The 26948-nt window shown below is 38.4% G+C and carries 23 protein-coding genes; 10 read left to right on the top strand and 13 right to left on the bottom strand.

Annotation, left to right across the window (positions count from 1 at the left end; all coding sequences use genetic code 11):
- Window positions 1-137: 137 nt before the first annotated feature.
- Window positions 138-1565 carry a DUF2157 domain-containing protein gene (locus tag ANA7108_RS0108700; protein ID WP_016950391.1) on the top strand — a complete coding sequence of 476 codons (1428 nt, stop codon included), beginning with the start codon at window positions 138-140 and terminating at the stop codon, window positions 1563-1565.
- Window positions 1566-1668: 103 nt separating this feature from the next.
- The gene (locus ANA7108_RS0108705; protein ID WP_016950392.1) at window positions 1669-2400 is read left to right on the top strand and encodes a GDYXXLXY domain-containing protein; all 732 of its coding nucleotides are present in this window, start codon (window positions 1669-1671) and stop codon (window positions 2398-2400) included.
- 146 nt (window positions 2401-2546) lie between these two features.
- Here ANA7108_RS0108705 and ANA7108_RS0108710 read toward each other — a convergent pair whose 3' ends face one another.
- The gene (locus tag ANA7108_RS0108710; protein WP_016950393.1) at window positions 2547-2780 is read right to left on the bottom strand and encodes a hypothetical protein; all 234 of its coding nucleotides are present in this window, start codon (window positions 2778-2780) and stop codon (window positions 2547-2549) included.
- Between the two features lie 154 nt (window positions 2781-2934).
- On the opposite strand from ANA7108_RS0108710, the gene ANA7108_RS0108715 reads away from it, so the two are divergent.
- A complete protein-coding gene (locus ANA7108_RS0108715) occupies window positions 2935-3615 on the top strand; it encodes a Uma2 family endonuclease (protein WP_016950394.1) in 681 nt (226 codons plus the stop codon).
- A 249-nt stretch (window positions 3616-3864) separates the two neighbouring features.
- Here ANA7108_RS0108715 and sppA read toward each other — a convergent pair whose 3' ends face one another.
- Entirely contained in the window at window positions 3865-5700 is a 1836-nt protein-coding gene (gene sppA, locus ANA7108_RS0108720) for a signal peptide peptidase SppA (protein WP_016950395.1), read from the bottom strand.
- A gap of 166 nt (window positions 5701-5866) precedes the next feature.
- Window positions 5867-6916, bottom strand: a complete 1050-nt coding sequence (fni, locus tag ANA7108_RS0108725) for a type 2 isopentenyl-diphosphate Delta-isomerase (protein WP_026104063.1) — start codon at window positions 6914-6916, stop codon at window positions 5867-5869.
- A 247-nt stretch (window positions 6917-7163) separates the two neighbouring features.
- Here fni and ANA7108_RS28150 point away from each other — a divergent pair, with 247 nt between their 5' ends.
- Window positions 7164-11222 carry a Calx-beta domain-containing protein gene (locus ANA7108_RS28150; RefSeq protein WP_016950397.1) on the top strand — a complete coding sequence of 1353 codons (4059 nt, stop codon included), beginning with the start codon at window positions 7164-7166 and terminating at the stop codon, window positions 11220-11222.
- 244 nt (window positions 11223-11466) lie between these two features.
- Window positions 11467-12033, top strand: a complete 567-nt coding sequence (locus ANA7108_RS0108735; protein ID WP_016950398.1) for a transposase — start codon at window positions 11467-11469, stop codon at window positions 12031-12033.
- 95 nt (window positions 12034-12128) lie between these two features.
- Here ANA7108_RS0108735 and ANA7108_RS0108740 read toward each other — a convergent pair whose 3' ends face one another.
- The 3 genes from ANA7108_RS0108740 to ANA7108_RS0108755 form a co-directional block, all read right to left on the bottom strand.
- Window positions 12129-12767 (bottom strand): histidine phosphatase family protein, encoded by a 639-nt coding sequence (locus ANA7108_RS0108740; RefSeq protein WP_016950399.1) that lies wholly within the window; start codon window positions 12765-12767, stop codon window positions 12129-12131.
- Between the two features lie 529 nt (window positions 12768-13296).
- Window positions 13297-13434, bottom strand: a complete 138-nt coding sequence (locus tag ANA7108_RS30910) for a type II toxin-antitoxin system RelE/ParE family toxin (RefSeq protein ID WP_016950401.1) — start codon at window positions 13432-13434, stop codon at window positions 13297-13299.
- Between the two features lie 5 nt (window positions 13435-13439).
- A complete protein-coding gene (locus ANA7108_RS0108755; protein WP_016950402.1) occupies window positions 13440-13688 on the bottom strand; it encodes a type II toxin-antitoxin system ParD family antitoxin in 249 nt (82 codons plus the stop codon).
- A gap of 181 nt (window positions 13689-13869) precedes the next feature.
- Here ANA7108_RS0108755 and ANA7108_RS0108760 point away from each other — a divergent pair, with 181 nt between their 5' ends.
- On the top strand, window positions 13870-14163 hold the full coding sequence (locus tag ANA7108_RS0108760; protein WP_016950403.1) for a type II toxin-antitoxin system HigB family toxin: 294 nt from the start codon (window positions 13870-13872) through the stop codon (window positions 14161-14163).
- Window positions 14164-14177: 14 nt separating this feature from the next.
- Window positions 14178-14477, top strand: coding sequence for a type II toxin-antitoxin system HigA family antitoxin (locus tag ANA7108_RS0108765; protein WP_016950404.1), 300 nt, complete (start codon window positions 14178-14180; stop codon window positions 14475-14477).
- A 117-nt stretch (window positions 14478-14594) separates the two neighbouring features.
- On the opposite strand, the gene ANA7108_RS0108770 is transcribed toward ANA7108_RS0108765, so the two are convergent.
- The 5 genes from ANA7108_RS0108770 to ANA7108_RS0108790 form a co-directional block, all read right to left on the bottom strand.
- A complete protein-coding gene (locus tag ANA7108_RS0108770) occupies window positions 14595-14951 on the bottom strand; it encodes a DUF5615 family PIN-like protein (RefSeq protein ID WP_016950405.1) in 357 nt (118 codons plus the stop codon).
- The gene (locus tag ANA7108_RS0108775) at window positions 14951-15187 is read right to left on the bottom strand and encodes a DUF433 domain-containing protein (RefSeq protein WP_016950406.1); all 237 of its coding nucleotides are present in this window, start codon (window positions 15185-15187) and stop codon (window positions 14951-14953) included. Before ANA7108_RS0108775 ends, ANA7108_RS0108770 begins: the two co-directional genes overlap by 1 nt.
- A gap of 150 nt (window positions 15188-15337) precedes the next feature.
- On the bottom strand, window positions 15338-15670 hold the full coding sequence (locus tag ANA7108_RS0108780; protein WP_026104064.1) for a DUF5615 family PIN-like protein: 333 nt from the start codon (window positions 15668-15670) through the stop codon (window positions 15338-15340).
- The gene (locus ANA7108_RS0108785; RefSeq protein WP_016950408.1) at window positions 15663-16001 is read right to left on the bottom strand and encodes a DUF433 domain-containing protein; all 339 of its coding nucleotides are present in this window, start codon (window positions 15999-16001) and stop codon (window positions 15663-15665) included. Before ANA7108_RS0108785 ends, ANA7108_RS0108780 begins: the two co-directional genes overlap by 8 nt.
- Before the next feature lie 269 nt (window positions 16002-16270).
- Window positions 16271-16768 carry a DUF937 domain-containing protein gene (locus ANA7108_RS0108790; protein ID WP_016950409.1) on the bottom strand — a complete coding sequence of 166 codons (498 nt, stop codon included), beginning with the start codon at window positions 16766-16768 and terminating at the stop codon, window positions 16271-16273.
- A gap of 156 nt (window positions 16769-16924) precedes the next feature.
- Between ANA7108_RS0108790 and ANA7108_RS0108795 the strand changes: the two genes are divergently transcribed.
- Together ANA7108_RS0108795 and ANA7108_RS0108800 are read left to right on the top strand one after the other, a co-directional pair.
- Window positions 16925-18478: a YcjF family protein gene (locus tag ANA7108_RS0108795; RefSeq protein WP_016950410.1), complete on the top strand. Its 1554-nt coding sequence runs from the start codon at window positions 16925-16927 to the stop codon at window positions 18476-18478.
- Between the two features lie 376 nt (window positions 18479-18854).
- On the top strand, window positions 18855-20639 hold the full coding sequence (locus ANA7108_RS0108800; protein ID WP_016950411.1) for a serine/threonine-protein kinase: 1785 nt from the start codon (window positions 18855-18857) through the stop codon (window positions 20637-20639).
- A gap of 43 nt (window positions 20640-20682) precedes the next feature.
- On the opposite strand, the gene ANA7108_RS0108805 is transcribed toward ANA7108_RS0108800, so the two are convergent.
- Window positions 20683-22782, bottom strand: coding sequence for a serine/threonine-protein kinase (locus ANA7108_RS0108805; protein WP_016950412.1), 2100 nt, complete (start codon window positions 22780-22782; stop codon window positions 20683-20685).
- A gap of 165 nt (window positions 22783-22947) precedes the next feature.
- Between ANA7108_RS0108805 and ANA7108_RS0108810 the strand changes: the two genes are divergently transcribed.
- Window positions 22948-23643: a rhomboid family intramembrane serine protease gene (locus ANA7108_RS0108810; RefSeq protein WP_016950413.1), complete on the top strand. Its 696-nt coding sequence runs from the start codon at window positions 22948-22950 to the stop codon at window positions 23641-23643.
- Window positions 23644-23898: 255 nt separating this feature from the next.
- Here ANA7108_RS0108810 and ANA7108_RS0108815 read toward each other — a convergent pair whose 3' ends face one another.
- Window positions 23899-26943 carry an MFS transporter gene (locus ANA7108_RS0108815; protein WP_016950414.1) on the bottom strand — a complete coding sequence of 1015 codons (3045 nt, stop codon included), beginning with the start codon at window positions 26941-26943 and terminating at the stop codon, window positions 23899-23901.
- Between the last annotated feature and the right edge of the window lie 5 nt (window positions 26944-26948).

Below are 26948 nucleotides of genomic sequence, written 5' to 3' on the forward strand. Positions count from 1 at the left end.
TTGGCTGCATACTGAAAATATAATGACCACCATTTAGATTGCGTTTGCGAAGCGCGTCCAGCGCGGCTTCTGGCCTTTGGCTAGAAGCTAACCGTGTTTTGACACTTGCTAAACTAATCCATTGCATCGGAGAGGTCATGATCTTAGATAATTTTCAGCGAAAACTACGCCAAGAAGCAGAACTTTGGCGAGATGAAGGACTTATTAGTTCTTCCCAACACCAGCAACTAGCAGAACGCTATCAATTTAACAAGATAGAAGCAAATGCACGAGAAAGTTCTGGGTTCATGGCCATTGCTGTAGGTGGCTTACTTTTATCCTTAGGTGTAATCATCTTTGTAGCCACAAATTGGCAAACATGGTCACGAGAAGTCAAGTTTATCTTGTTAATGAGTTTGTTTTTGTCAACTGCTATCACTGGTTTTTTCACATGGAGACAACCTGCACTTGCTTTAGCTGAAGGTAAAAAGCCACAACGCAGCAAACGCTTGCTAGGAGAAGCTTTACTAATTCTCAGCGCCCTGATTTTAGGGGCAACTTTAATGCTGATGGCGCAAATATTCAATATTAGCGGTTCAGCTTCTGAGTTGTTTTTGGCTTGGGGGTTTGGCGTTTTAGTCATGGCCTATAGTCTATCCCTGAATTCTTTGGGAATTTTATCCATTATCCTGGTGCAAATCGGCTATTGGATAGGATTGGGAGAGTTTTTATCTTCTCCAAATGAGTTGACTTGGGCGCGGTTAGCAGTGCGGCATATGCCTCTGTTATCATGGCTGCTATTTGTTCCCTTAGCATATGTTTGCCGTTCACGGTGGATTTTTGGACTAGCAGTAGTAGCCTTTACTCTCTCGTTGCAATATAACCTCAACCCACTACCCCTGTTAACTTTTTCTGATGTAGTTCCTTGGGTGGCATCTTTTGCTTTAGCGCTCCCACCTGCATTACTATGGAGTTATGATGATTTGCTATTCCCAATCATCAATTACAGATTATTTCAACCCCTAGCCCGTAATTTAGGGTTGATATGTTTTGGGGTAGTCTTTTATCTGTTGTCTTTCCGTTGGCAGTGGCAATCACCAATTGATGGTAATTCTTTCTTGAATGGATTCCAATCTTTGCCTATTATTGACTTGGGGATTCTCAGCGGTTTGGCAGTATTGCAATGGTTATTTCTGTTGCGTCATCGAAATAGCCCACCCCGGAGAGAAGTATTTTTTACTTTCGCTGTCATTAGTACCTTTTTGGGTTTCATTGTCATAGTTCCTGTTTGGCATCAAGCGATTGGCCGGATTACTGAACTGGGCATTTTTATCTTTAATGTCCTGTTGGCAATATTAGCTTGGGGGCTAGTTCAAGAAGGATTAAAGTTAGGTAAAAGACGCTCTTTTTGGTGTGGGATGTTATTGTTTATCTTGCAAATTATCAGCCGAGTCTTAGAGTACGACACAGATGTACTTTTCAGATCACTTGTCTTTATTTCCTGTGGCTATTCTCTCATAGCTGCTGGCCAGTGGTTTGAACGTCGCTTATCTCCTGCTTCTAATTCTGGTACTAAGAAGCAATAGCGATTAACAGCACACCATATTTATTACTAAATCTCTGCGTTTAAATTCCTATTAGTCATTGGTTATTCACAACTGACAACTAACCAATTATCAATTAATTTTCATGAAAAGTAACTCACCTGAACCAAATAAAACCTTAACTCCAGAGATGGAATTTTCCGAAAAATTGACTTTTCGGGATTATCTAATTGCTACTGAACAGAAAGCCAATAAACCTCTCCCTATTTGGCGGTTAGTAGCGCCGTTAATGGTACAAATTGGCTTAATTTTGGCTGTTCCTACCCAAGCAATGTACACAGACATGACTGGGAAGCCAGTAATTTTGCAAACTTTACCTGTTAATACTAATAATGTGCTACAGGGATCTTCTTTGACACTCGATTATAATATTTCCCGGAGCGAAACTCTCAGAAGACTACCGGGCTGGACAGATTGGGTTAGGAAAAATTCCGTGAGAAACAGACAAATAGCGCCAGGGAGTACCTTATACTTGGTTTTGCAAGAACAACTATCTTATGATCGTGGTGTTCCCAGGGCTTGGAGACCGATACGAGTGAGTAGTAGTCTGCCTATGTACCTGCCCAATAATCAGGTAGCTTTAAAGGGTAATTATCAAGATGGGTTGATTAATTACGGCTTGGAAAACAATTACATCCAAGATGAACAACGGCAGCAAATTAATAATGATATCTTGCAAATACAGGAAAACCAATACGGAGAAAGACCAGCAATACTGGTACAAGTAAAAGTAGATCCTCAAGGTAATGCTGTACCGACGAGTATGTGGATTGGTGATCCTGCAAGCGATCGCAATTACCGCAGTTATCGCTTTTAATAGTTATCAGTTATCAACTTTGTTGCTGATATAGCAACAGACAGGGCGATTAGGACATCTACCAATGCTAAAACTTAGACACCAAAAGAGTTTTAGCACTGTCACCTGTTAAGAGTCATCTGCTATAACTGTTGGCTGATTTAGTCTTAGTGGCGTAAATTCCAGGCTGCACCAAAAGCAGCCCCAGCGCCTGCTAATAATCCAGTACTCATACCTTGAACAGTTGTTTCCACTATGTTTTGGGTCAGACATTCGCTGGTTACTGTATCAGCACGCCAGCACATTTTGCTTTCTGCCCATGCAGAGGTTCCGCCTAAAATGACACCAAATATACTACAGGAAACCACAAGGAATAACAGGCGCTTACTTTTGATATCCATAGATGGATGCGTAAAATAGAGAAGTGAGGTTTGGTTCTCAAATACTTTACATTCTTTTGGTAATTTATGAATAGAGAATAGGGATTGGAGGCAGAAGTTTTTGAATTTTGAATTTTGAATTGGTATAATTTATTAGCTAAACTCGAAGGCATATATGGTTAGTATAGTCACTAAACCAAGCAATATTCCCCCAGAAACTACCCTAGCTGAACAGCGAGTAGTTTTTCATAATATCAGTTGGTCAGCTTACGAGCAAATTTTAGCAGCATTAGGTGAAAGTCGTTCATCTCGACTGATTTATGACCAAGGTACTTTAGAAATTACGATGCCTTTAGAAGAACATGAAACTGCTACCAGATTGATAGAACTATTTATCCGCATTTTGGTAGTGGAAATTGGTTTAAAAATTAAAACAATGGGTTCAACTACTTTAAATCGTCCTGATTTAGAAAGAAGTGCTGAACCTGATAACTGTTATTATATCCAAAATCAATCTAAAGTCGCTGGTAAAAAGGTTGACTTAAACGAAGATCCGCCACCAGATTTGATTGTAGAAGTTGATATTACCCATACTGACATCAATAAACTTGATTTGTATGCCAGCATGGGTGTACCGGAATTTTGGCGTTATAATGGTCAAATTGTGAAAATTTATCAACTTCAAAATTATCAATATATTGAAGTAGAAAATAGTCCTACATTTTCTTGGACAATCAAAGAATATCTTTATCAATTTCTAAAGGATTGCCAAATAGATGAAGTGAAAGCTGAGAAATCTTTCCGTGCTTGGGTACAACAGCAAGTTCAATGTCAGAATCAGGATGTCCAAGATTAAAGGATGCACAGGATGAAGAAATACATAATTTGTCAGAATCAGGATACCCAAGATTAAAGGATTAACAGGATGAATAAATATATAATTTGTCAGAATCAGGATACCCAAGATTAAAGGATGTACAGGATGAGGAAATACATAATTTGTCAGAATCAGGATACTCAGGATTAAAGGATGTACAGGATGAATAAATACATAATAGTTGATTAAATCCTGGCAATCCTCAAATCCTATACATACTGAATCAGATTAGTCAATCTTTAAATTAAAGGGTAAACGGGCATAAATTCCTTGAGGGTCGTTCATTTTATTCAAAATTGAAATTTCCTGTTGGAATTTCTCAAATTCCGCGAGCAGGGGATTAATAGGTTTAATTTGAGTTTTCTCTATACCTAATTTTGCTTGTGCTTCTTCTAGTTTTCGCCCAAAGAAGCGTTCTTCAAAAGTAGTCACTCGTGGATACTCTTTCAATTCCCAATCATTGCCTAATTTTGCTTGTTTGGCTGCATATTCAATTGCTGCATTTAAACCCCCAATTTCATCAATCAAACCGATTTGTTTAGCTGCTGTACCTGACCAAACTCGTCCTTGGGCAATTTCTGCTACCTTTTGTTGGGGTAGTTTTCGACCTTGAGCAACTTTATTTAAAAACATATTGTAAATACGGTTAACGCTGCGTTGGTAAAGCGCTAATTCTTGGGGGGATTTGGGACGAGAAACGGTTTGATTATCGGCATACTGGGCTGTTTTTACTGTATCCCAAGTAATACCGTTGTTATTTCCTAACTTTTGACCATTGAACAGCACGCCAAACACGCCTATAGAGCCTGTGATGGTGTTTGGTTCAGCAAAAATACGGTTTGAGTCGCTGGCTATCCAATAACCTCCAGAGGCGGCAACATCACCCATGGAGACGATGACTGGTTTGACTTGGCGAGTTAGTTTGATTTCTCGCTGGATGACTTCGGCTGCGGAGGCGCTACCACCAGGGCTGTTAATTCGTAAAACCACAGATTTTACATTTTGATCTTGACGAATTTTGTTGAAGATTTTGGCGAAGCGATCACCTCCTATTTGCCCATCTTCGCCGCTACCATCGACGATTTCGCCTTCTGCATAGACAATGGCAATTTTATTGTCTGAGTTACGTTCTGTACCTATTGATTGATCCCTAACTTCGGCGTAATCACTAATATTAATTTGCCGGAAACTTTTAGCATCTTTATCGTTGGTAGTTAGCTTTTTCAAGTCATTTACTACTTCATCTATGTAAGCTACCTGATCTACCAAACCACTGGCTTTAGCGGATGTGGCTTCTAGGATAGCTTGATTATCTGCGATCGCTTGCAATTTCTCTGGTTTAATTTTCCGGCTTTTGCCTACAGATGTCCGCCATTCTCCCCAAATATCATCTAACAATTTCTGGGTTTGTTGCCGATTTTCGGGACTCAGTTTGTCTAATATAAACGGTTCTACTGCGCCCTTGAATTTACCTACTCGCACCACCTGAACACCAACGCCGTATTTCTCTAATGCTCCTGCTAAGAACATTGGTTGTGAACTCAAACCGTTGATTTCCATTAATCCTACGGGATTGAGGACGATATTATTAGCTACCGAACTCAGATAATATTCTTTTTCATTCCAGTCTGAGCCATAGGCGACAATTTTTTTACCAGAAGCCTGAAATTTATCTAATGCTTGACGGATTTCTTTGAGGGAAGCGTACCCAAGTCCACCTGTTGGGGATGACTTGGTAGCATCTATATAAACACCGACAATGCGGGGATCACGTTGGGCTTTTTCTAGAGTTTCTACAACTTTGCGGAGTGTAATGCTATCTTCATTTGTACCTGTTAGGGTTTTTTGCAAAAATTTACTGGAACTAGGTTCGCTATCTGTGATTTTCATCGATAAGTCAAAAACTAGCATGGATTTATCTTTGACTTGTGGCCCAGCATCTTTGGAAGTGGCGGCCACGATAACTAGGAACAATAAGCCTAGAGTACCGATACCAGAAAAAATAGTCAGTCCCAGTAAACTACCAATTAAGCTTGCAAAAGTTTGTTTGAGGAAATTATTCATTAGTTATTAGTAATTTAGTTATTAGTCATAGCAGGGAACGGGGGACAGGGTTGAAAGTCTTTCTGTGTCTGAGTTTTATGATCACAGTATGTCTTAACTTACCTAGCAACTGCTATGTTAGTCATTAGTCAGAAACCAATGACTAAGAAAAAACAAGTTGTTTACTTTATTGTATGCTGTGTAAACTGTTTGATTGCTGTAAGTGATACAAAGTTCTGTTACCAGTACAGAATAATACGGTGGTGATTTCGGCAATTAATACCTCTGCCAACTCTTGCAGTGCGGTTTCTGATACATCTGCGGCTTGTAGGAAGGGCATGGCTAAACCGGCGATATCTGCTCCTAGTGCGATCGCTTTGGCTACATCTAAGCCATGACGTAATCCCCCAGAAGCAATTAAAGGTATGTGGGGAAATTGAGCGCGAATGCTGGTAATACACTCTGCTGTTGGTAAACCCCAATCGGCAAAAGTCTTGCCTAAGCGACGCTGTAAGGGGGTTTCTGCCCGTTCGCTTTCCACTAATGCCCAAGATGTCCCACCCGCACCAGCTACATCAATTGCTTGTACTCCTACAGATATCAGTTTTTCTGCCATTACAGCTGAAATGCCATTACCTACTTCTTTAGCAATTACAGGTACTGGTAACTTACTGCATAAGTTAGAGATTTTGTCAAATAAGCCCCGGAAATTTGTATCACCTCTGGGTTGAATGAATTCTTGCAAAGGGTTGATGTGTAAGATCAAAGCATCTGCTTCTAAAATATCAATAATTCGCAGACATTCATCAACACCATACTGATAATTAAGTTGGACTGCGCCCAAGTTGGCAAATAACAGCACATCGGGAGCATATTTGCGAATAGCGAAGGTGTCAGCAACTTGGGGTTTTTCCACCGCTACACGCTGGGAACCTACACCCATTGCTAGTTTATATTGTTGGGCGATTTCTGCCAAACGATGGTTAATGATTCCGGCTCGTTTTGTTCCCCCAGTCATAGAGGAGATTAACAACGGTGCATTCAGGCTTTTTCCGAAAAAATTGGTGCTGATATCAATGTCTGTGCGATCGCATTCCGGTAAGCAGCAATGGGTAAAGCGATAGCGTTCTAGACCAGTGGTGACTTGTTGACATTGTACATCTTCCTCTAGACAGATGCGGATGTGATCTGCTTTACGACTTTGGGTTTCTGCTGGGTTGTTGGTAGGAAGGTTCACAGGTAATGATTCCAAGCTTTTACCTTCATTATTGTGACAGTCTCTAGAAAATTTGTAGGGGTTTAGCAATGCTAAATCCTTACTCGTCAAGCCTCATCTGCATAGCAAAGTAATTCATCATCAAAAGTATAATATCTTTCATTAAATCTTTACACTCAACTTTAGTAGCAACACTATAGACTTAATTATACCAAATCAAAAAGCATCACAACAAATACCCTTCCATAGCTACAAGGTGTAAATACTAATGGATGAACTCATATTACAAAGCAATCAGGATATATCCAATCCTCTTCCTGGACTGGAAAACAACAGTTTTTTGGATATTGTCAGTCCTTTTCAGACAACTCGTGGTGATATAGAAAATCTTCGTCTGTTGCGATTATCGATAATTGAGGCAGAACAATACTGGTCTAATATTATTCCTGAGAGGCTATCATATAGTGACATTTTTGGCTGGCAGCTTTCTAGTAATAATAGTGTTGTCGATCAATTATTAACAGTTCAACAAGCTACTCTATCTACAGTTACCATTAGTGCAACAGATGCAACTGCAGCTGAAACTATAGCTGGACAAACCGCAAATCCTGGTTTATTTACCCTCACCCGGACTGGAAATATCGCTTCATCCCTAACAGTTAATTACACAATTACTGGTACAGCAACTAATGGTACTGATTACCAAACATTAACCAAGAGTGTAACTTTTGCAGCGGGTTTATCGACAGCGATAATTAATTTAACTCCTAGTGATGACACCGTTTTTGAAGGTAATGAAACAGTTATCCTCAATTTGGCTAGTAGTGCAAATTACGGTTTAGGAACTGCAAAAACGGCTACTGTTAACTTAGTTGATAATGACAAACCAACAATTACCATTAGTGCTACAGATACAAGTGCAGCAGAAACATTAACGGGACAAACTACAAATCCTGGTAAATTTACCCTAACTCGTACAGGAAATAAAACTGCTGCATTAACTGTTAATTATTCTGTTGCAGGTACAGCAACAAATGGGACAGATTATAATACTTTAACTAAGACAGCTACTTTTGCGGCTGGTTCTACTACGGCGTTAATTGATGTCAACGTCAAAGATGATGCTGTCTATGAGGGGAATGAGACTGTTATTGTTACTTTAGCAAGCGGTACAAGTTACATTTTAGGAACTACAAAAACTGGTACTGTTAATTTAGTTGATAATGACAAACCAACGATTACTATTAGTGCGACAGATGCAAGTGCAGCGGAAACATTAACTGGACAAACTGCAAATCCTGGTAAGTTTACGCTGACGCGTACAGGGAATAAAACTGCATCTTTGACTGTTAATTATACAGTTGCAGGTACGGCTACTAATGGGACTGATTATAATACTTTAACGAAGACAGCTACTTTTGCGGCTGGTTCAGCTACGGTGTTAATTGATGTTAATGTCAAAGATGATGCTGTCTATGAGGGGAATGAGACTGTTATTGTTACTTTAGCGAGCGGTACAAGTTACATTTTAGGAACTACAAAAACGGCTACTGTTAATTTGGTTGATAATGATAAACCGACAATTACCATTAGCGCTACAGATGCAAGTGCAGCAGAAACATTAACGGGACAAACTACAAATCCTGGTAAGTTTACTCTGACTCGTACAGGAAGTACAACTTCATCTTTGACTGTTAATTATACTGTTGCAGGTACAGCAACAAATGGGACAGATTATAATACTTTAAGTAAGACAGCTACTTTTGCGGCTGGTTCTACTACTGCATTAATTGATGTCAACGTCAAAGATGATGCTGTCTATGAGGGAAATGAGACTGTTATTGTCAATTTGGCAAGTAGCGCAAATTATACATTAGGAACTGCGAAAACTGCTACTGTAACTATTGTTGATAATGATTCATTAACTAATATTAAGCCGACAATTACTATTAGTGCGACAGATGCAAATGCAGGGGAAACATTAACTGGACAAACTGCAAATCCTGGTAAATTTACTCTGACTCGTACGGGAAGTACAGCTTCATCTTTGACGGTTAATTATTCGGTTGCGGGTACTGCAACAAATGGGACTGATTACAATAATTTGAGTGGAACGGCTACATTTGCTGTTGGTTCTTCTACTACAATCATTAATCTTAATCCCATTAATGATTCATTGGTCGAAGGTGATGAAATAGTTATAGTTAACCTTACCAGTAATACAAACTATAATCTGGGAACGTTGAAAACTGCTACTGTTACTATTGTTGATAATTTGCCCAATCATACCGGATTGATTAACGACATCAACAAAGACGGTAAACATGACATTCTGTGGCGTGATTATAACGGTGGTGCAACACATTTCTGGAGTATGAATGGGGGTACTTTTTTAGGAGATGTTGATATTCCAGATTATCTCGATATGGCATGGCATCCTGTTGCTATGGCTGACTTTAATAATGACGGCAATATGGATATTGTCTGGCGTTATCATTGGGTTGAGAATACAGGACATGACCGCATCTGGTTAATGGATGGTAACAACCGTCTTGCTGAAGTAGGAATAGACCGAGTTGATGATAATAATTGGCATATTGTTGGCAGTGGTGACTTTAATTTAGATGGTAATGCTGACATTCTCTGGCGTAATTATGCAACAGGACAAAATGTTATTTGGAAGATGAGTGGGACAACACATACAAGTGAAGGTGACATTATTCTTGATAGTGTGACTGACTTAAATCAGCGCATTGTGGGAACTGGTGATTTTGATGGTGATGCAAAATCAGATATTTTATGGCGTAATGCAGCTACAGGGCAATTATCGATCTGGTTTATGAATGGAACAACTAAATCTAGTGTTCAAAACCTCTCTTCATCAGCTGATCTTACTTGGTCTGTTGCGGGTACAGGAGACATGAATAATGATGGTAAATCGGATATTATTTGGCGTAACCTTAACACAGGTGAAAATACTGTTTGGTTAATGAATGGTGCAAACTATGCTGGAGGATTAGATATTCCTGATGTACTAGAACGAAATTGGAATATTGTCGGTGATAGCGATCAAATTCCCATTTGGACAGCCGAATATTTTGGCAATAAAGAGTTAACAGGTACGCCTACTTCCACCGAAGGGTTTATCAATATTACTGGTGGCTTTAACCTTGGTTGGGGTTTAGGTGCGCCTCCCAATACTCCTGTTGATAATTTCTCTGCACGATACAAAACTCAGCAGTATTTAGGTGCGGGACTTTATAAAATTAATGTTGGTGCAGATGATAGTGTGCGGGTTTGGATTGGTAATGAATTAGTTATTGATGGCTGGGCAAATTTAGCTAGTAATCGCTCTGGCTATTTTTCATCTCCTGGTGGTTATTCTCCCGTTACCATTGAATACAAAGAAGAATGGGTATCAGCAGCACTGAATTATGAAATTGTCAAGTATCAACCATACAACAACTTTGGTGATCCTAATGGGATTGCCAACTCCTGGAATGCATCGTATTATCTTTTAAATGCTCAAGGAACGCCGATGATTGATGAGGCGCACAGAATTGGTACAGTCAATTTAGGTTCTAGTGTTCGTGGTGATGGACAATGGGGCATGAATGGTCAATATTGGGGTGCTGGTTCACCTGCGGCTAATGTTCCTGCTGATTTCTTTGCCATGCACGCTTATACTCGCAAGAACTTAGAAGCAGGACATACTTATAAAGTCTGGGTGAAATCAGATGACGGTTATCGGATGTGGGCGCATAAACTTAATGGCGGTGCTTTTAACATTACAAACAATGCATTGGGTGGCACATTTTTGAGTGATGCTTATGGTGGGAAGGAATTTACATTTGTTGCACCTGAGTCGGGAACATTTGATTTTCATACTGAGATGTTTGAAGGTGGTGGAGATGCTTATTTTGATTTGGTTGTGACGGATATAACTGCACCACCACCACCAGTTTGGGAAAACCCTCTACCTCCAGGTAGTTACACAGTGACGCAAGAATTTGGTAATGCAGGTCATACTGGTATTGATTTAGGCGCAAATACAGGGACTCGCATTGAAGCAGCAAGGAGTGGAACAGTTACATTTGTTGGTGTTGATCAATACGGTGGTAAATATATAGATATCGATCACGGTGGTGGTTTGAAAACACGCTACTTACACTTGTCAACTTTTGCAGTCAGTGTCGGAAATGTCGTTAATGATGACACTAAAATTGGTGAAGTTGGTAGTACAGGATGGTCTACCGGACCTCATTTACATTTTGAGGTTTGGCAAAATGGAGTTCGTCAAAACCCTAGAAATTACATTCAATTTTAGGATCAAATCGTAGGGAGGTAGGGGTTTAGCAATGCTAAACCCCCACAATATCAGATACAATTCCAGTCAATATCATGCAATTCCCCTATCTAGAAACATCCAAAATTAAGATAATTCATCAACATCAAAATAATTGTAGATTGTTACCTGTTAGTTAGTCGTTGGGTAAGGGTTTAGCAGTGCTAAACCCCTACGATATCGGGTAAAATGTTCGATAAAATCAAAATAATTCCTCAATCTAAAAATGTCCTACAATCCCCAAATTCACCATCGCCGTTCTATTAGATTGAAAGATTATGATTACACCCAAGAAGGTGCATATTTCATCACCTTATGTACCAAAAACAAACAATGTATTTTTGGTGATATCAAACAAGGGGAAATGAAATTAAATTTATTAGGGACAATTGCCCGTGACTATTGGCAAGAAATACCTCAACATTTCCCGCATATTAAATTAGATATATTTGTGATTATGCCAAATCATATTCATGGCATATTATGGATTATTGAGAAGATTAATACTATAAATCAACAAAGAAATTTTGGTAAAATGATTCCTGGTTCAATTCCTTGTGTGATTAGGTCTTATAAAAGTGCCGTTACTAAAAAGATTAATCAAATTTGTAATCAAAAAGTGATATCTTCGGTATGGCAAAGAAATTTTTATGAACATATTCATCAGAATGAAAAATCATTAGAATCTATTAGAAATTACATTATTAATAATCCTTTAAACTGGGAAAATGATCCTGATAACCTTGGTGAGATTTATTATGATGATACATTGTTATTAGATGTGCATTTTTAGGTTTAGGGTTGATCTGTGGGTGTTGGGAATTGTAAGGGTTTAGCATTGCTAAACCCCTACGTCTTGGGGATGATGAAAAGATGTGGGGAGTGCGATTATGTTCCTGGACGGGAGCGAATATGATCAGGTATATGATGACGGTCGCCTAATACTTCTAACAAGGGACCATTAACGTCAAATTTAACCATACTTACTGATGCGACCAAAATATTTACCCGATAGCGATAGCGTCCCAAATCAATTCCCAGTAAACTGCAAAGCATAATCCGAATCGTGGCTTTATGGGAAACTACTAAAACATTACCTTGGGGATATTTTTCTTGAATTTCCGCAATTACAGGCATAGAACGGTTAGCAATATCTACCGCAGTTTCTCCACCAATGGGTGCATTCCAAGCGGGTTCTGTCAACCAGTTCACATAATTTTCTGGGTAATTCTCTTGGACAAAGGATTTACTCTTGCTTTCCCATTCACCATAACTACCTTCTCTTAATCCTTCCCGCACCTGCATCTCCATCCCAATAGCATCACAAAATGGTTTGGCAGTGGCAATAGTGCGCTTCATCGGACTAACATAAACCGCTGACCATTGCAATTTTTTATAAACATCGGCAAAACTAGATGCCATTTGCATTCCTTCAGAGGTCAATTCTGCATTAGTTTCACCGCAGAAATTACCAGTTTGACTAAAAGTAGTTTCGCCATGTCGTAGTAAATATAAATTGAGTGTCATAGGGGATAAAAGAGCTTGTACAAAAATAAAATAGCATCAATCTCGCAATCGAGTCTGTGAAAACAGGACAAAGTAATCAGACAAAAAAAGTCAATTCCCTCACAAACTTTTCTCTTCGACTTCAAAAGTAGGGGATGATTGAGGCTGACGCGGTGATTATACATTAATTAATGCAGATTCTCAAATCATCCTGCAATTATGCAACGCCGAAAAAACCTGACAAAATTATTACTAAAGCTGCGTCTCACACCAAAAATATATTGTAGGGTGCGTAAGTATCGCTTTTGGGATGTAGGATGTGCGATAGCGAAGCGCTCCGTAGGAATCGCATAGTTGATAACTATAACTATTCTTCTTCAGCTAAAATCTGTGAAATATCCCGTGCAGAATGAATTAACCTCACAATTTCAATATACTCATCCCCTTCTAAATAAAAAATTAGATGCTTTTCAAATCCTCTAACTCCCCACTTCCGCAAACCAACTAAACGCGGATTTTTAACATTATAAACACTACCAATACCAGGTAGTTATGCTAATTGTGAAAAAGTCTGCCTCGTAGCATCAAAAAAACTTAATGCTGCATCAAAATTACTCTGGGCAATATAAGAAAACTGTTCGTCAATGTCAACACTAGCCTTTGGTCTAATTACAATTCGTCTAGTCATTGCTATTACTTGCGAAGTCTCTCAAGAAGCTGAGTGCGTTTTTGTTCCCACCACTCATCCGTAATCTCAACCGCTTCACCGCTATCTAAGCCTTCTAATAGTAATGTTTCTAGTCGTGCTTGTGCTACCTTTTCTAAGTCTTGACGAATCAAATGTCGAATATATTCGCTTGTGGTACTGTAGCCACATTTTTCAACCTGTTCATTGATAAAATCCCGCATAGAATCGGGAAGAGAAATATTTACTGTAGTCATAGCTAATAAGTCTTTAATATTTCTGATTCTTTAATTATGGCAAATATTGTCAATTTTTGTCAAATGTTTTGTAGGGATGTGGAGCGATAGCGAAGCTGACCGAAGGTATCGCTTATTTGTTATTATCTTGAAACTAAACTGCAAATACCAAGTCAACTAATTTCTGATAAAAATTATTACAATGAGAATTATTGCTAGAAGTACCCTAAGAGAATATTGGCAAAAACATCCTGATACAGAACAGCCTTTAAAAGCATGGTTTGATGATGCTTCTCGTGGACATTGGCAAAGTCCATCAGAGATTAAAGAAGTTTATGCTAATGCCAGTATTGTTGCCAATAATCGTGTAGTTTTTAATATTAAAGGTAATAATTATCGTTTAATTGTTCACATCCGTTATGAAATTGGCATTATTTTTATTCGCTTTATTGGTACTCATCAAGAATATGACAAGATAGATGCTACAATCATTTAAGGAGGTTTAATCTTATGAATTTGAAACCGATTAAAACTGCAACAGATTATCAACAAGCCTTAAAAGAAATTGAACAAATTTTTGAGGCTGAACCTAATACACCAGAATATGAAAAATTAGATATTTTAGCAACTTTAGTAGAAGTTTATGAACAACAAAATTATCCTATTGATCCTCCGTCTCCCATAGCAGCAATTTTATATTATTTAGAAAGTCGTAATCAAGGGGTTGACTCTTTTATTGAAAATTTAAAACGTTATGGAGTTAGTGAAGAAATAATTAATACTGCTTTAAATGAAATGACTCACAGATGATGGGAGTGCGATAGCGTATCCCTGACGGGAGTGCTTTGCACTCAGCTAACCTAAGGAAGGTATCGCTTTTTCATTGTGAAAATTATTAGGAATAATTATCTGCTAGTAACTAAATAATTAACCAACCGATTCAATTTCACCTGCATCATTGATAAATATAGATGAATCCATTGATAAAGATGAGATTATTTCACTAATTTTTTCCATTAGAGGTACTAAATTATCAGGACGAGTACTACGAGAGTTTAAAATAATAACTTTCAAAGTTTTATCAGTTAAATTTTGCTGATAAGGAAGATTTTTATCGGCTGTAATAAACACATCAAAAGGATGTTTTTCAGCTAAATCAAGAATTTGGTGATCGTTAAAACCACGCCATCCCATATCATTAACGTTATAAATAATATAACCTTTATTTAAAAAAGGTTGTTTAAGTTTTTTACTCAAAAGATTTTCATCTAGTAATATAATCATTAAGCGCAACGTTCCTGAGCAATTATCAATTTTGCTGCATTTTCCAAGACTTTCATAGTTTGAGCCTCTAGATAGGGAAAATCATTAATAAACTCAGCTAATCCACCCTCACCTTCGAGATAATCAAAAAATGTTTGTAAAGGAACACGAGTTCCCACAAATACTGGAACTCCACTCATAATTTCAGGATCGCAGTGAATAATTCCTTGAGTTTCTAATAAGTTGTTTAGGGTCATGTTTCCTTTAAGATATTATAACTTTATATTTTTTATTATAGCTTGAGTGGTATGTAAAGTACGACCTAGGAAGGGCTATTTTGGTGAATGATGGGAAGCAATCGCATTTGGGTAGTTTATAGAGAGCGATTTTTAGAGATGAAGTGTTATTTACAAGTATTCAATCCGCCCAAGCATTTCTTCAGGTTCAAGCAACTCCCAAACTAATATTAAACTCTGAATAATTTGCCCAATAGATTTAGTCTGTTGAGGACAATAAGTAATACCACAATGAGTTACAAACTGATTTAATTTCAAAAAATCCGTATCTTGAGTAAAAATAACTCTGCCTTGAGACAAAGAAAATTCTAACTGTGCCTCATCAGGTACAGAAATCAATCCTTTTTCTGGAGTAGTTGTCACATCAACTCCCCTTTTACGAAGTCCATCAGCTATAGCATTACTGACATTTTCATCTAAATGAAATTTGATTTTTCTAGCAATTAATTTGCTTAAGTTTTTGTTGCACTAAAGAAGGATTTTGCGCTTTGATTTCTCTAGCATAAATTTCATCTTCTTCTATGTCTTTCCTCATTTCTTCTAAATGATCGTAATAATAAGCTAATGCTGCATAAACTTCAGCTAAAGTGATATTAGGATATTGATAAACAATTTCATCCGGGGACATTCCCATTCGTTCATGCCAAATAACAATATTTTGTACTTTAATTCTATGCCCAGCAATGCGAGGCTTTCCACCACATATCCCAGGAGTAATTTCAATATGATTGACTATTACTGCTGTCATTACAGTTTTTTCCTGTTTTTCAGTCATTATTAGCAGGTTATAAAATATCATAATTATAGTACATTCTCAATGGTAAGCACAATCGGCTGGAGGGCTAGACCTAAGCTTCTTTTGATGATGTGGAGACGTGCAATAGCCTACCATATTGAAAGCAAGCTACACGTAATATTCCGCAGGAAAGCTGACCAAATTTATCGCTTGTCTAGTTTATGAAAAGAGATGTTAAGACTGCAAAATCTACAAAAATTAAACGTGGATCAAACAAAGTAAAAAACTTGATTAATCCACATTTATGACTATCTACCTAAAAAACGACTCGCCAACTTCATAGCATCAGCAATATCAACATCACCATCACCGTCTGCATCCAGGAATTTATTCAGCATGGGATTTCCTCCAGATTGCAAGAAACTCAAAACTAAAGGCACTAAAGTAGGTAATAATTGTTGAATAACTCCTGCATCTAAGCCAGTGCGCTGGGCTGCAACATCTGCTACTTGTTGTTGAATGGCTGGAGAAAATAGTGTATCGACGGCTTGGGAATCTGGAGAAGTACCTGCAAATTGATTCACCAAATTTTGTACAGCTTCTGTTCCCTCTGTAGCTTGTTTTTCTTGTAAAGATGAATGTATCTGTTTACCAACTACTGATAAAACTGATTGAATGGTGGAGGTATCAGCACCAGTGTTATTACTTATCTGTTGAACAGTATTAACAATACCGAGCAGTGAACCTAAACCGCCTTGTTGATTGGAATTACCAACAGCACCCAGAATTTGATCAAAAAGTCCCATTCAGTTTTTTCTCCATTTTTTCTGATTTTAGTAGTTCACCTAAGCAAATTTTCCTGAATCCACCAAACTTGGCTTTTTTATATTCTGGAGAAAAACACTTAAGCGATTAAGATCAGAAGCATCTAGCTCCTTAATATCTACTTATCCTTGCTATTCATGCCTCTGTCGCGCATAGTCACACTCATTGCTGGTCTGATTATCATTTTGGGGTTGGCCGTCTGGCTGATTGATTCCCTCTCACGGCTTTACTGGCAAATATCCTATTCTCCCCTATTAGGTAATCTGCTGCTGTTCTTGCTGATCGTACTGTTAGGAGGATTGGTTGCTGCGTTGATCTATTATGTGCTGATGCTGCAATCTGGGGAGAAAAAATCCCGCTATAACCGCAGACGAGTTACTCCGGCTCAAATTCCGGCGGCTAAATCGGATGCGGCTTCTACCACTCTCCAAGCAGTGCGCCAACAGGTAGCGCAAATTCAAGATGAAGTTACCCGCCAAGCTTTACTAAGTCGCACTAAGGAAATTGAAGCGAATTTAGCCAGGGGAGAAATTCAAGTGGTGGTGTTTGGGACGGGGAGTGCTGGCAAAACTTCCCTAGTTAATGCGATTATGGGACGGATAGTCGGTCAAGTAGATGCGCCGATGGGGACAACCCAAGTCGGGGAAACCTATTGTTTGCGCCTGAAGGGATTAGAACGCAAGATATTGATTACGGATACGCCAGGGATTTTAGAAGCGGGAGTAGCCGGAACAGAACGGGAACAACTAGCTAGGGCGTTGGCGACGGAAGCAGATTTACTGTTATTTGTGGTAGATAATGATTTAAGGCGTTCTGAATATGAGCCGTTAAAGGGTTTGGCGGAAATTGGTAAGCGATCGCTCTTAGTTCTCAACAAAACTGACTTATATACAGATGACGACAAGGAAACTATCCTCGCTCGATTACGTCAACGGGTGCTAGGATTTATTGCTTCTAATGATGTTGTGGCGATCGCAGCTAATCCCCAAACTGCACAATTGGAAACTGGCGAAACCTTCCAGCCAGAACCTGATATTATCCCGCTTTTACGACGTATGGCCTCTGTTTTACGGGCTGAAGGTGAGGATTTAGTTGCAGATAATATCCTTTTACAATCTCTGCGGTTGGGAGAAGAAGCTCGAAAATTGATTGATTCCCAACGTCGTCGTCAAGCTGATAAAATTGTCGAGCGTTTTCAGTGGATTGGCGCTGGTGTGGTGTCTGTCACTCCCTTACCAATGGTAGACCTATTAGCGACAGCCGCAGTTAATGCCCAAATGGTGGTAGAAATTGGCAGAGTTTACGGTTGTGAATTGAACATGGAACGAGGACGAGAACTAGCCCTATCTTTAGGTAAAACCATTGCTGGGTTAGGAATTGTCAAAGGCGCAATAGAATTACTCTCAACCGCACTACAACTTAATGTTGCCACTTTTGTGATTGGTAGAGCCATTCAAGGTGTGACAGCAGCTTATTTAACACGCATTGCGGGAAAAAGTTTTATTGAGTATTTTCGCCATGATCAAGATTGGGGTGATGGGGGAATGACAGAAGTTGTACAGCAACAGTTTCAGATTAATCGCCGAGATGAGTTTATCAAAGTATTTATCCAAGAAGCGATCGCTAAAGTAGTCAAACCTATCACAGACAGCTTTGAAGATAAAGAAGAAAACAGCAGCGATTCTCGATAAGTGATTATTCTCAATTCAGATCACTTTACCCAAACCCTTAAACCTTTACCTTTATATGCGTGTATTCCCAAAAATCAACTTCCTGGTATAAACCCTTAAGCAAATAATTAATCGTTTGATAAATCGACCTCAATGGAATGTACTTGATTTCACCCCTAATTAAATCTCCCCCCATGTTTAAGAGAAGCTAAAAAAGCCTGTAATTATCTTGTTTCCGGCTTTTATGAAGGAAGATGACCGTTAAGTAAAAGAGGTTTCTCCAACTTACCTCAATTTAAAAATACAAAGAATTATTTCTCAGTATTCCGGACAGTAACAGGAAATTTAGAAAAGGTATGTAACAACTAATATACAAATTTCTCAGTAACAAAAATATATGAATCAGCAAATAATTGGTAAATTATTACAAGGTCGTTACCAAATTGTTCAAAGTCTTGGTGCAGGGGTATTTGGACAAACCTACATCGCTGAAGATGTTGATTACCCAGAAAAACCCAGATATGTCGTCAAACAACTAAAAGTCAACAGCTATCAATCTACTTCCTATTTTGACTATCTGAGACTACGATTTCTGACCGAAACCGAAACTCTCAAGCATTTAGGAGGACATAACCAAATTCCTGAACTTATCACCTGCTTTGAAGAAAATGAACGATTTTACTTAGTACAAGAATATATTGCTGGACAACCTTTGTCAGTTGAATTAGATAGAAATAAACAAATGGAACGTCAGTGGAGTATTCCCGAAGTTATGGCGTTTATAGAAGATGCTTTAAGCATTCTTGAATTTGTTCACTCTCAAGGCTTTATTCACTGTGATGTCAAACCAGAAAACTTAATTAGACGTAGTTCAGATGGTAAATTAGTGTTAATTGACTTTGGATCAATTCAGCCAGTTGACTTTAGTACAGATGCAGAATTACCAATTTCGCAAATTCCCGTCACTTCCTTAGGTTACATCCCACCAGAACAATTTCTTGGACAAACACAACCCAATAGCGATCTTTATGCTTTGGGGATGATTGCTATTCAAGGTTTAACAGGCTTAACACCTTTACAATTAAATATTGATCCTGCTACTAATGAAATACCTTGGTGTCAAAATAATAATCAAACTGATGATTATCTTGCTGTTTTCCTCAGTCAAATGATTCGCTATAATTACCAAGAGCGTTTTCAATCTGCAAACGAAGCCTTATGGGTATTCAAGCACATCAGATGGGAAAATCAACAAGAAGAAATTATTACAACTAAGTCTTCAGTTTCTATAGAGAACTCTGTAAAAACTAAAAAAGATAAACAAAGAAAATCTGACCCATTATTAGCAGGAATGCGACTGGGATTAGCCATTAATTCTGTTGTAGTTGGATTGGGAGTATATGCTTTAGTTAATAACTCCCTCAGCTACTCAGAAGCAGGAACTTTATCTAACGCAATAGCAGAATATCAAGCCGGAGATTTAGAAAAAGCCATTAGTTTAGCTAAATCAATTCCCTCTTATAGCAATGTGTATCCAGAAGCTCAAGATACAATTACAGAATGGCAAAAAGAATGGCACAATGATACAGAAAATTATTTAGTAGCTGAAGAGGCTGTAAATGAAGGTAAATTATCAGAGGCTATGCGTGTTGTTCCTCAGATTCCATACACTTCATACTGGCGTACTAAAAGAGAAAAATTAATTGAGAAAACCCTCACTAATCTAGAGGAAAAAACACACACCTTATTAAACCAAGCCTACGCTAGTGCAGAAAACAGAGATTTCTCCGCCGCTTTAGAATATCTCCGTCAAGTTCCTCCAGAAAGTCCTGCTGGTGCTATTATCCAAAATAAATTAGCTGAATACAGTCAAAAAAAGCAAATGAGAGCAGGATATTTTTTACATACAGCTTATCAGAAAGCCTTGGTAAGTGACTTTTCTAGTGCGATAAAATTCTTAGAAAAAATTCCTCAAGATACTGATGTTTATCCTCAAGCTCAAATCAAATTGCAGGAATATAAGACAAAGCTAAAAATTCGGGAGAAAGTTCAAAATAATCTCAAGCTGAAAAAAGTTTTTCCTGTCAATCAATCAACTACATTTGGACAAATAGACTCAAATGCTAAAACTGCATATTTTTACTCACCCAATTCTCCACGAGAAATAAATATTAGCAGTTAGAGAACCTGATTTAAACTCATTTAAGATGATTTTTTTAAGAGTTTTAATTAGGTATTCGCATAATCGGTAAAATTATAGAGCGAGCTTTTTCAGTTGATAATTGAGCTTGTGCTTGTTTGATAGCATCTATTGCTTGTTGGTAATCAGGTTTGTATTTAATAGCTTGTTGATAAGATGTAATCGCTTCCTGATATTTTTTTAAATTTAATAGAGCATTACCTCGGCTATACCAACTTTCATAATGACTGGGTTGATAACGTACTGCTTTATCATAGGATGCTATTGCATCTGTGTATTTTTGTAAAATATATTGTGAATTACCTAAATTATACCACACATGATAATTATTTTTCTTCAAAGAAATTGATTTATTATAAGCTTCAATTGCTTCTGCATACCGTTGAGTTTGATGTAGTGACCAACCGATATTATACCAAGCTAGATAGTTATCAGGATTATATTTAATTACTTGTCTAAAAGAATCAATTGCTTCGGGATATCTTCGTAAAGTAATTAAAACATTACCTCTAGAAAACCAAGCTTGGTAATAATTGGGTTTGTACTGTACCACTTTATCATATGCCTTAAAAGCATCTTCATAGCGATTTAAATTCACTAGAGAATTTCCCCAATTATACAAAGCTGCTTCATAATCTGGTTTTAATTCTACCGTTTTTGTATATGCTGTGATAGCATCATCATACTGTTTTAAAGTTTGTAGTGTAAAGCCTTTTTTATACCAGATTTTATAATTATCTGGTTGTAATTCTATGGCTTGATTATAAGATTTAATTGCGTTATCATATTGTTTTAAATTTCTAAATGCGTCACCTTTTGCATTCCACATTTCTGAATAATCATTTTTTATTTTTAAGGCTTTATCAAAAGCAGCAATTGCTTCTGAATAACGCTGCAAACTTGCCAAAGCAAAACCTCTACCAGCCCAAGCCTCTACATAATCAGGCTGAATTTGAATGGCTTTATCATAGGATAATAGAGATTCTTGATATTTTTTTAATTCAAATAATGCTTTACCTTGACCATACCAGCCTTGAAAGTAATTTGCTTTAATATTAACTGCTTTCTCATAAACTACAAGTGCATCTTCGTAGCGATGTAACTGCAAAAGTATATTTCCTTGATTGTATAATTCTGTAGCATTCTTAGTATTGATTTTATTGAAAATAAAAATTGATGCTGTTCCACTAACTCCTAGTAAAAATATACCTAATATTAATTTAATAAATATATGTTTTTTTTGATGTGGCTTGATATGATTACTTGGAGCAGCAGGAGTTAAGGCTATTGTACTAGATGGTAATTTATTTAATTCCTGGAGTGCTTTTAATGCCAAGGTTGCCGAACCATAACGTTGACGAAAATCATAACAAACCATCTTATCTAAAAACTCTGCAAATTCTGGGGTGACTATGGCATGATTTCGCCACATAATTTCATTATTTTCGGCATCTTTTTCTATTTGTTCCGGGGATAATCCAGTAATTGCTTGAATAGTAATTATGCCTAAAGCATATATATCACTACTTAATTTTGGTGTTCCTTGTGCTTGTTCTCCAGGCATATAACCAGGTGTACCAATAGCGATAGTAGATGTTGTTTTACCTGTGGGAGCAATTACTTGGGTAGTTATTTCTTTAACTGCACCAAAATCAATTAAAATTAATTTATTATCCTGTTCACGTCTGAGGATATTGCGTGGATTAACATCACGGTGAATTACTTTTTGTTGATGTACAAAGTCTAAAATTTCTAAAATTTCTTGTAACAAAGTCACCACTTCATCTTGACTAAGAATTTTTCCAGGTGCTAACTCTTGACTAAGATCATGACCGATAATGAATTCTTGCACAAGATAAAATTCGGCATTTTCCTCAAAGTAAGCTAAAAGTTGAGGAATACAATCATGAGTTCCTAATTTGTATAAAACCTGTGCTTCTGTATCAAATAGTCGTCTAGCTGTTTCCAACGTTGCTGCATTAGTCGCTTGAGGCTTGAGTTTCTTAACAACACATTGAGGTGAACCAGGTAAATGAGTATCATAAGCGACGTAAGTTTCCCCAAATCCTCCCCCTCCCAAGTGGCTGATAATCTGGTATCTTCCAACAAGTGTGTTTCCTAACATTTCGGTTGCTGAGTTGAGTGCAATATTACCTAATTACATCTTGCCACAGGAGACTGGAGACTGGGGAGGTGGGGACGCGGGGACATGGGGACGCGGGGACATGGGGACGCGGGGACAATTAAGAATTCTCTGTTTACGAATTACGAATTACGAATTACGAATTATATGATTCCTATTAGTGATAACATTCATAGTTGGAAAAAGCCGATTATTACTTATTGGCTGATTGGCATTAATATTGCCATATTTATCTGGGAACTTCAACTAGATACAAATGGTGAATTAGGTTATTTTATTAATAGCTGGGGGATAATTCCAGCGCAGACTCATACAGCAATAACAAATGCAATTTATTATAATTTAGCAGCTTGGATAGTTGTATTTTGGCGGTTACTTTCTCTACCATTTGCATTGTTTTTACATATTAGTTTCAGTCAAATACTCGGTAATCTACTTTTTTTATGGGTGTTTGGTAAAACCATAGAAACAGTATTAGGAAAACAAGGATATTTATTGCTTTATGTAGTTGCTGGTATTTTTACTGGAATAGTGCAAATTTTCATGGAACCAACATTAGTCGTTCCTATAATTGGTGCAAATGGTGCAATTGCAGCTATTTTAGGAGCTTATTTGATGAAATTTTCTCAAACAAAAATAGATTCTATTTTACCTTTAATTATTATATTCATTCCTGTAGAAATACCAGCTTTTTTCTATTTATTTTGGTGGTTTATTCAGCAGTTATTTTATGGAATTGGGAGTTTAAATATTCCAGGTGGTGTGAATAATCTTGGTTATTGGGGACAATTTGCGGGATTATTTACAGGTGCCGCTTTTATGCGAATGGTGCAACGACGTTAAAATAATTCGTAATTAAGTTTTATGTTATGACGAAGTTTAACGAAGGAGTATAAAATAATTATCAGTGCGTTAAAAAACCTCCCTGATGGGAGGTAAAAAATATAGCGGAGACAATTTATAAACTTGGCGTTGCATAATTGCGGGATGATTTGAGAATCTGCATCAATATATAATCACCATATAATCACCGCGTCTCCCTGTCTCCGCGTCCCCGCGTCAGCCTCAATCATCCCCTTATTCAGCAACGCCATAAACTTAGACCACTACAGCACTGGCACCTCCTAAAGCCGCAGCAATACCGGAAACAACTGCTGTTGCAAACAACCACCAAGCAGCATTGGCGGCAGCTTTGCGCGTTTCCTCGGCTTGGCGCTGGGCTTGGTGTTTCACCTGTTCTAGGCGGTGTTGGGCTTCGTGCTGTAGGCGTTCGGCTCGTTGTAATACATTATTCCGGGTACGTTCAATTTGCTCAACAATGCGGTTGGCATCTTCTGCTGAGATATCCTCACGGGAACTCAAGAGGGCTACCAAGGTATCTCTGTTAAAAGATGAAAGGCGATCGCGCAAGGCATCAAATCCGGCTTGGGGATCATCAAACAATTGGCGGAGATCACGGGTAATGCCATCATAATTAAGTTCTGGGCGATCTAGAGAATTGAGATAATTACGAATAGTGGCAAAAACGCCCTCAATCACATCTTGAATCCGTCTTTGGATTCCCCGTACCTGTTCCACAAATTGGTCACGCACAAGGACAATATTATCCGCAATCCGAGCAGCATCTTCATCCGTCATGTCTTCCCGAATTTTCAGCAGGGAGATAATTGTTTCTCGGTCAAAATGCGAAAGGCGATCGCTCAAACTTTCCATTCCCACTCGTGGATCATGCAACAATAATTGCAAATCCCGCTTGATCCCTTCTGGGTTCAATTCTTCCTTCCCAGTCAGCCGTAAATACTCTTGCAGATAAGCTTGGAAATTTTGCACTCTTTGCTGTGTCCGGGTTGCAAGACGACGTGGCGCACGGACAATGTTCCGAATGGATGTCTGCACACCATCAATAATTTGATTAACTTGTTCCTCACTCAAATCTTGACGTTGACTCAGCAACTTGACCAAAGTATCTCTGTCAATATGTGATAAGCGGCGACGAATTGCCACAGCACCCTGTTGCGGATTTTCAAACAATCTCGTCAAATCCCGCTGAATTCCTTCAGGATTCAATTCCTCTTTACCAGTCTTTCGCAGGTAATCTGCAATCGTGGTAGTAACAGAGTCATATTGTTCTTTTGCTTTGTCTGCCACCAGTTGCGGTGTATGACGGATGCTATGCCATGATTCCTCAACCGCATCAATAATTTGATTAACTTGTTCTTCAGATAAATCTTGGCGCTGACTCAACAATTGCACCAAAGTATCTCTGTCAAAGCGAGACAACCGAGAACCAATTGCCACGATTCCCGCTTGGGGGTTATCCAACAGTCTTTTGAGGTCGGTGCGAATAGCATCAGGATTTAATTCTTCTTTACCTGTATTACGCAGATATGACTCAACATTGAGCCAGAGGCTTTCCGCTTCATGTTGTGCCTGTTGTGCCAGTCCTAAAGATTCACCCAAAGTGCGATCGCGCTGCATTTCCAATTCATCCAAAATCGGATCTAATTCCCGTTCTTGAATATCATTGCGTGCTAGGAGAATTTCTGCCATTTGTTCCCGTTGAACTTGTGCCAGTCGCCGGGATAGAGTTTGATAATCTGCTTCTGAATCTGCCAAAAGCGGTTGAAAATTCTTCTCAATTCCTTCTGATGTCAAATCTGCTTTCGGAGTCACCAACAGATAACTTTCAACTCGTCGTTGCAAATCTTGAACAATTTCTCTTTCTTCCTGGGCAGTTACTGTTACTAACACATTATCCCGCACAGCTACCAATTGGTCAGCAATATGGCTAATTTGTGTTTGCGTCAACAGTCCCCGCTGTTGGAGAATATTCACAAAATCTTGGCGAGATATTTTCTCTAATTCCCTACGGATTGTACCAGGGTCAGCAGCAGGATCATAAATCACATCTCGAAATTCTTGAGCAATTCTTTCCTGACTTAGTTGCCAAGCAAAGGTGTTACCCAAGTAGTTTTCAATATCGGCACGAATTGGGCTGTAAGGTTGTTCTGTAACTTGTTGAATTACTTTTTGTCTAGCAGTACCAAAGGTACGCAAAATTTTCTCCACATCCAAATCTGATAAATCTGCCCGACCCAACACCACACCCGTCAGTGCTGAAAGTGTCTGTTGAATAAAACCAGGTTTTTGTTCTGTTTCTTTGGTAGCGTGGGTTTCCGCAATTAGCTGCTCAAGTTTAGCATTGAGTTCATCTGTTTTAGTTTGTCCTGGGGGAAGTGATTTCAGATAATCCACCAACTCACCCACTCGGTCTGTGCTTGGTGCTTGGGTACTTACTACCTGTTGCCAAATTTTGTATAAAGCATCAGCAATGCGGTTAACTTCTTTTTTAGATAAATCGGTACGACTACTAACTAAATCGATAAAGCGCTGACGGTCAATGTTGCGGAGGTCAGGATTGTTAGCGATCGCTTTAAATTGTGGTTCATTGAGTAACCTTTCAAATTCACCCCGAATCTTAGAGATATCTATTTCTGGAGGACGTAGCTTTTCTATGTAGTCTTCTATATTCTCACGAATACTTGCTGGAGCAATGGTACTGCCAAATTCTCGCCTGACAGCCGATGCAGCCGCTTCAGCCGTTGCTACCACTTGCTGATTCACAGCTTTAGCACCGAGTGCAGCCGTAGCTGTTCCCATAATCGCCTGAAAACCAGAAGTGGCTGTATTCACCACTGAACCAATCAAGGAACCCACCGTAGTAGTACTTACCCAGACCAGTAATAAAAAGTATGATCCCCAAATAACCAATCCTAAAATTGCTCCTAAACTGGGATCTAAAATCAACAGACTCAATTTCACAGCCAAGAAACTAGCGATTAATAAGGCTACTGTAACTGTGACTAATGTCCAAATCCCCACCCCCGTACCAATTTTGCGAATAGTGCCGCCGAAACTTTCAATTTCATCTGACTCTGATGGATGCCCCAAATATGAAATACCAGCAGCAACCGAGAGATTGGTTAAAACTAATTGGAACGCGAACGCGAGAATCACACCAGAAATTAAAGCCACAAAAAAGCGGGGACCGGAAGTGAGTACCGATGCCTGTGCTGGTGTGACGTTAGCAGCGTTTACAGGCATCTGTGCCATCCACCATAAATGTTTGTACAGTTCCTGCATGATTT

Source organism: Anabaena sp. PCC 7108, assembly GCF_000332135.1.
GTDB lineage: Bacteria > Cyanobacteriota > Cyanobacteriia > Cyanobacteriales > Nostocaceae > Anabaena.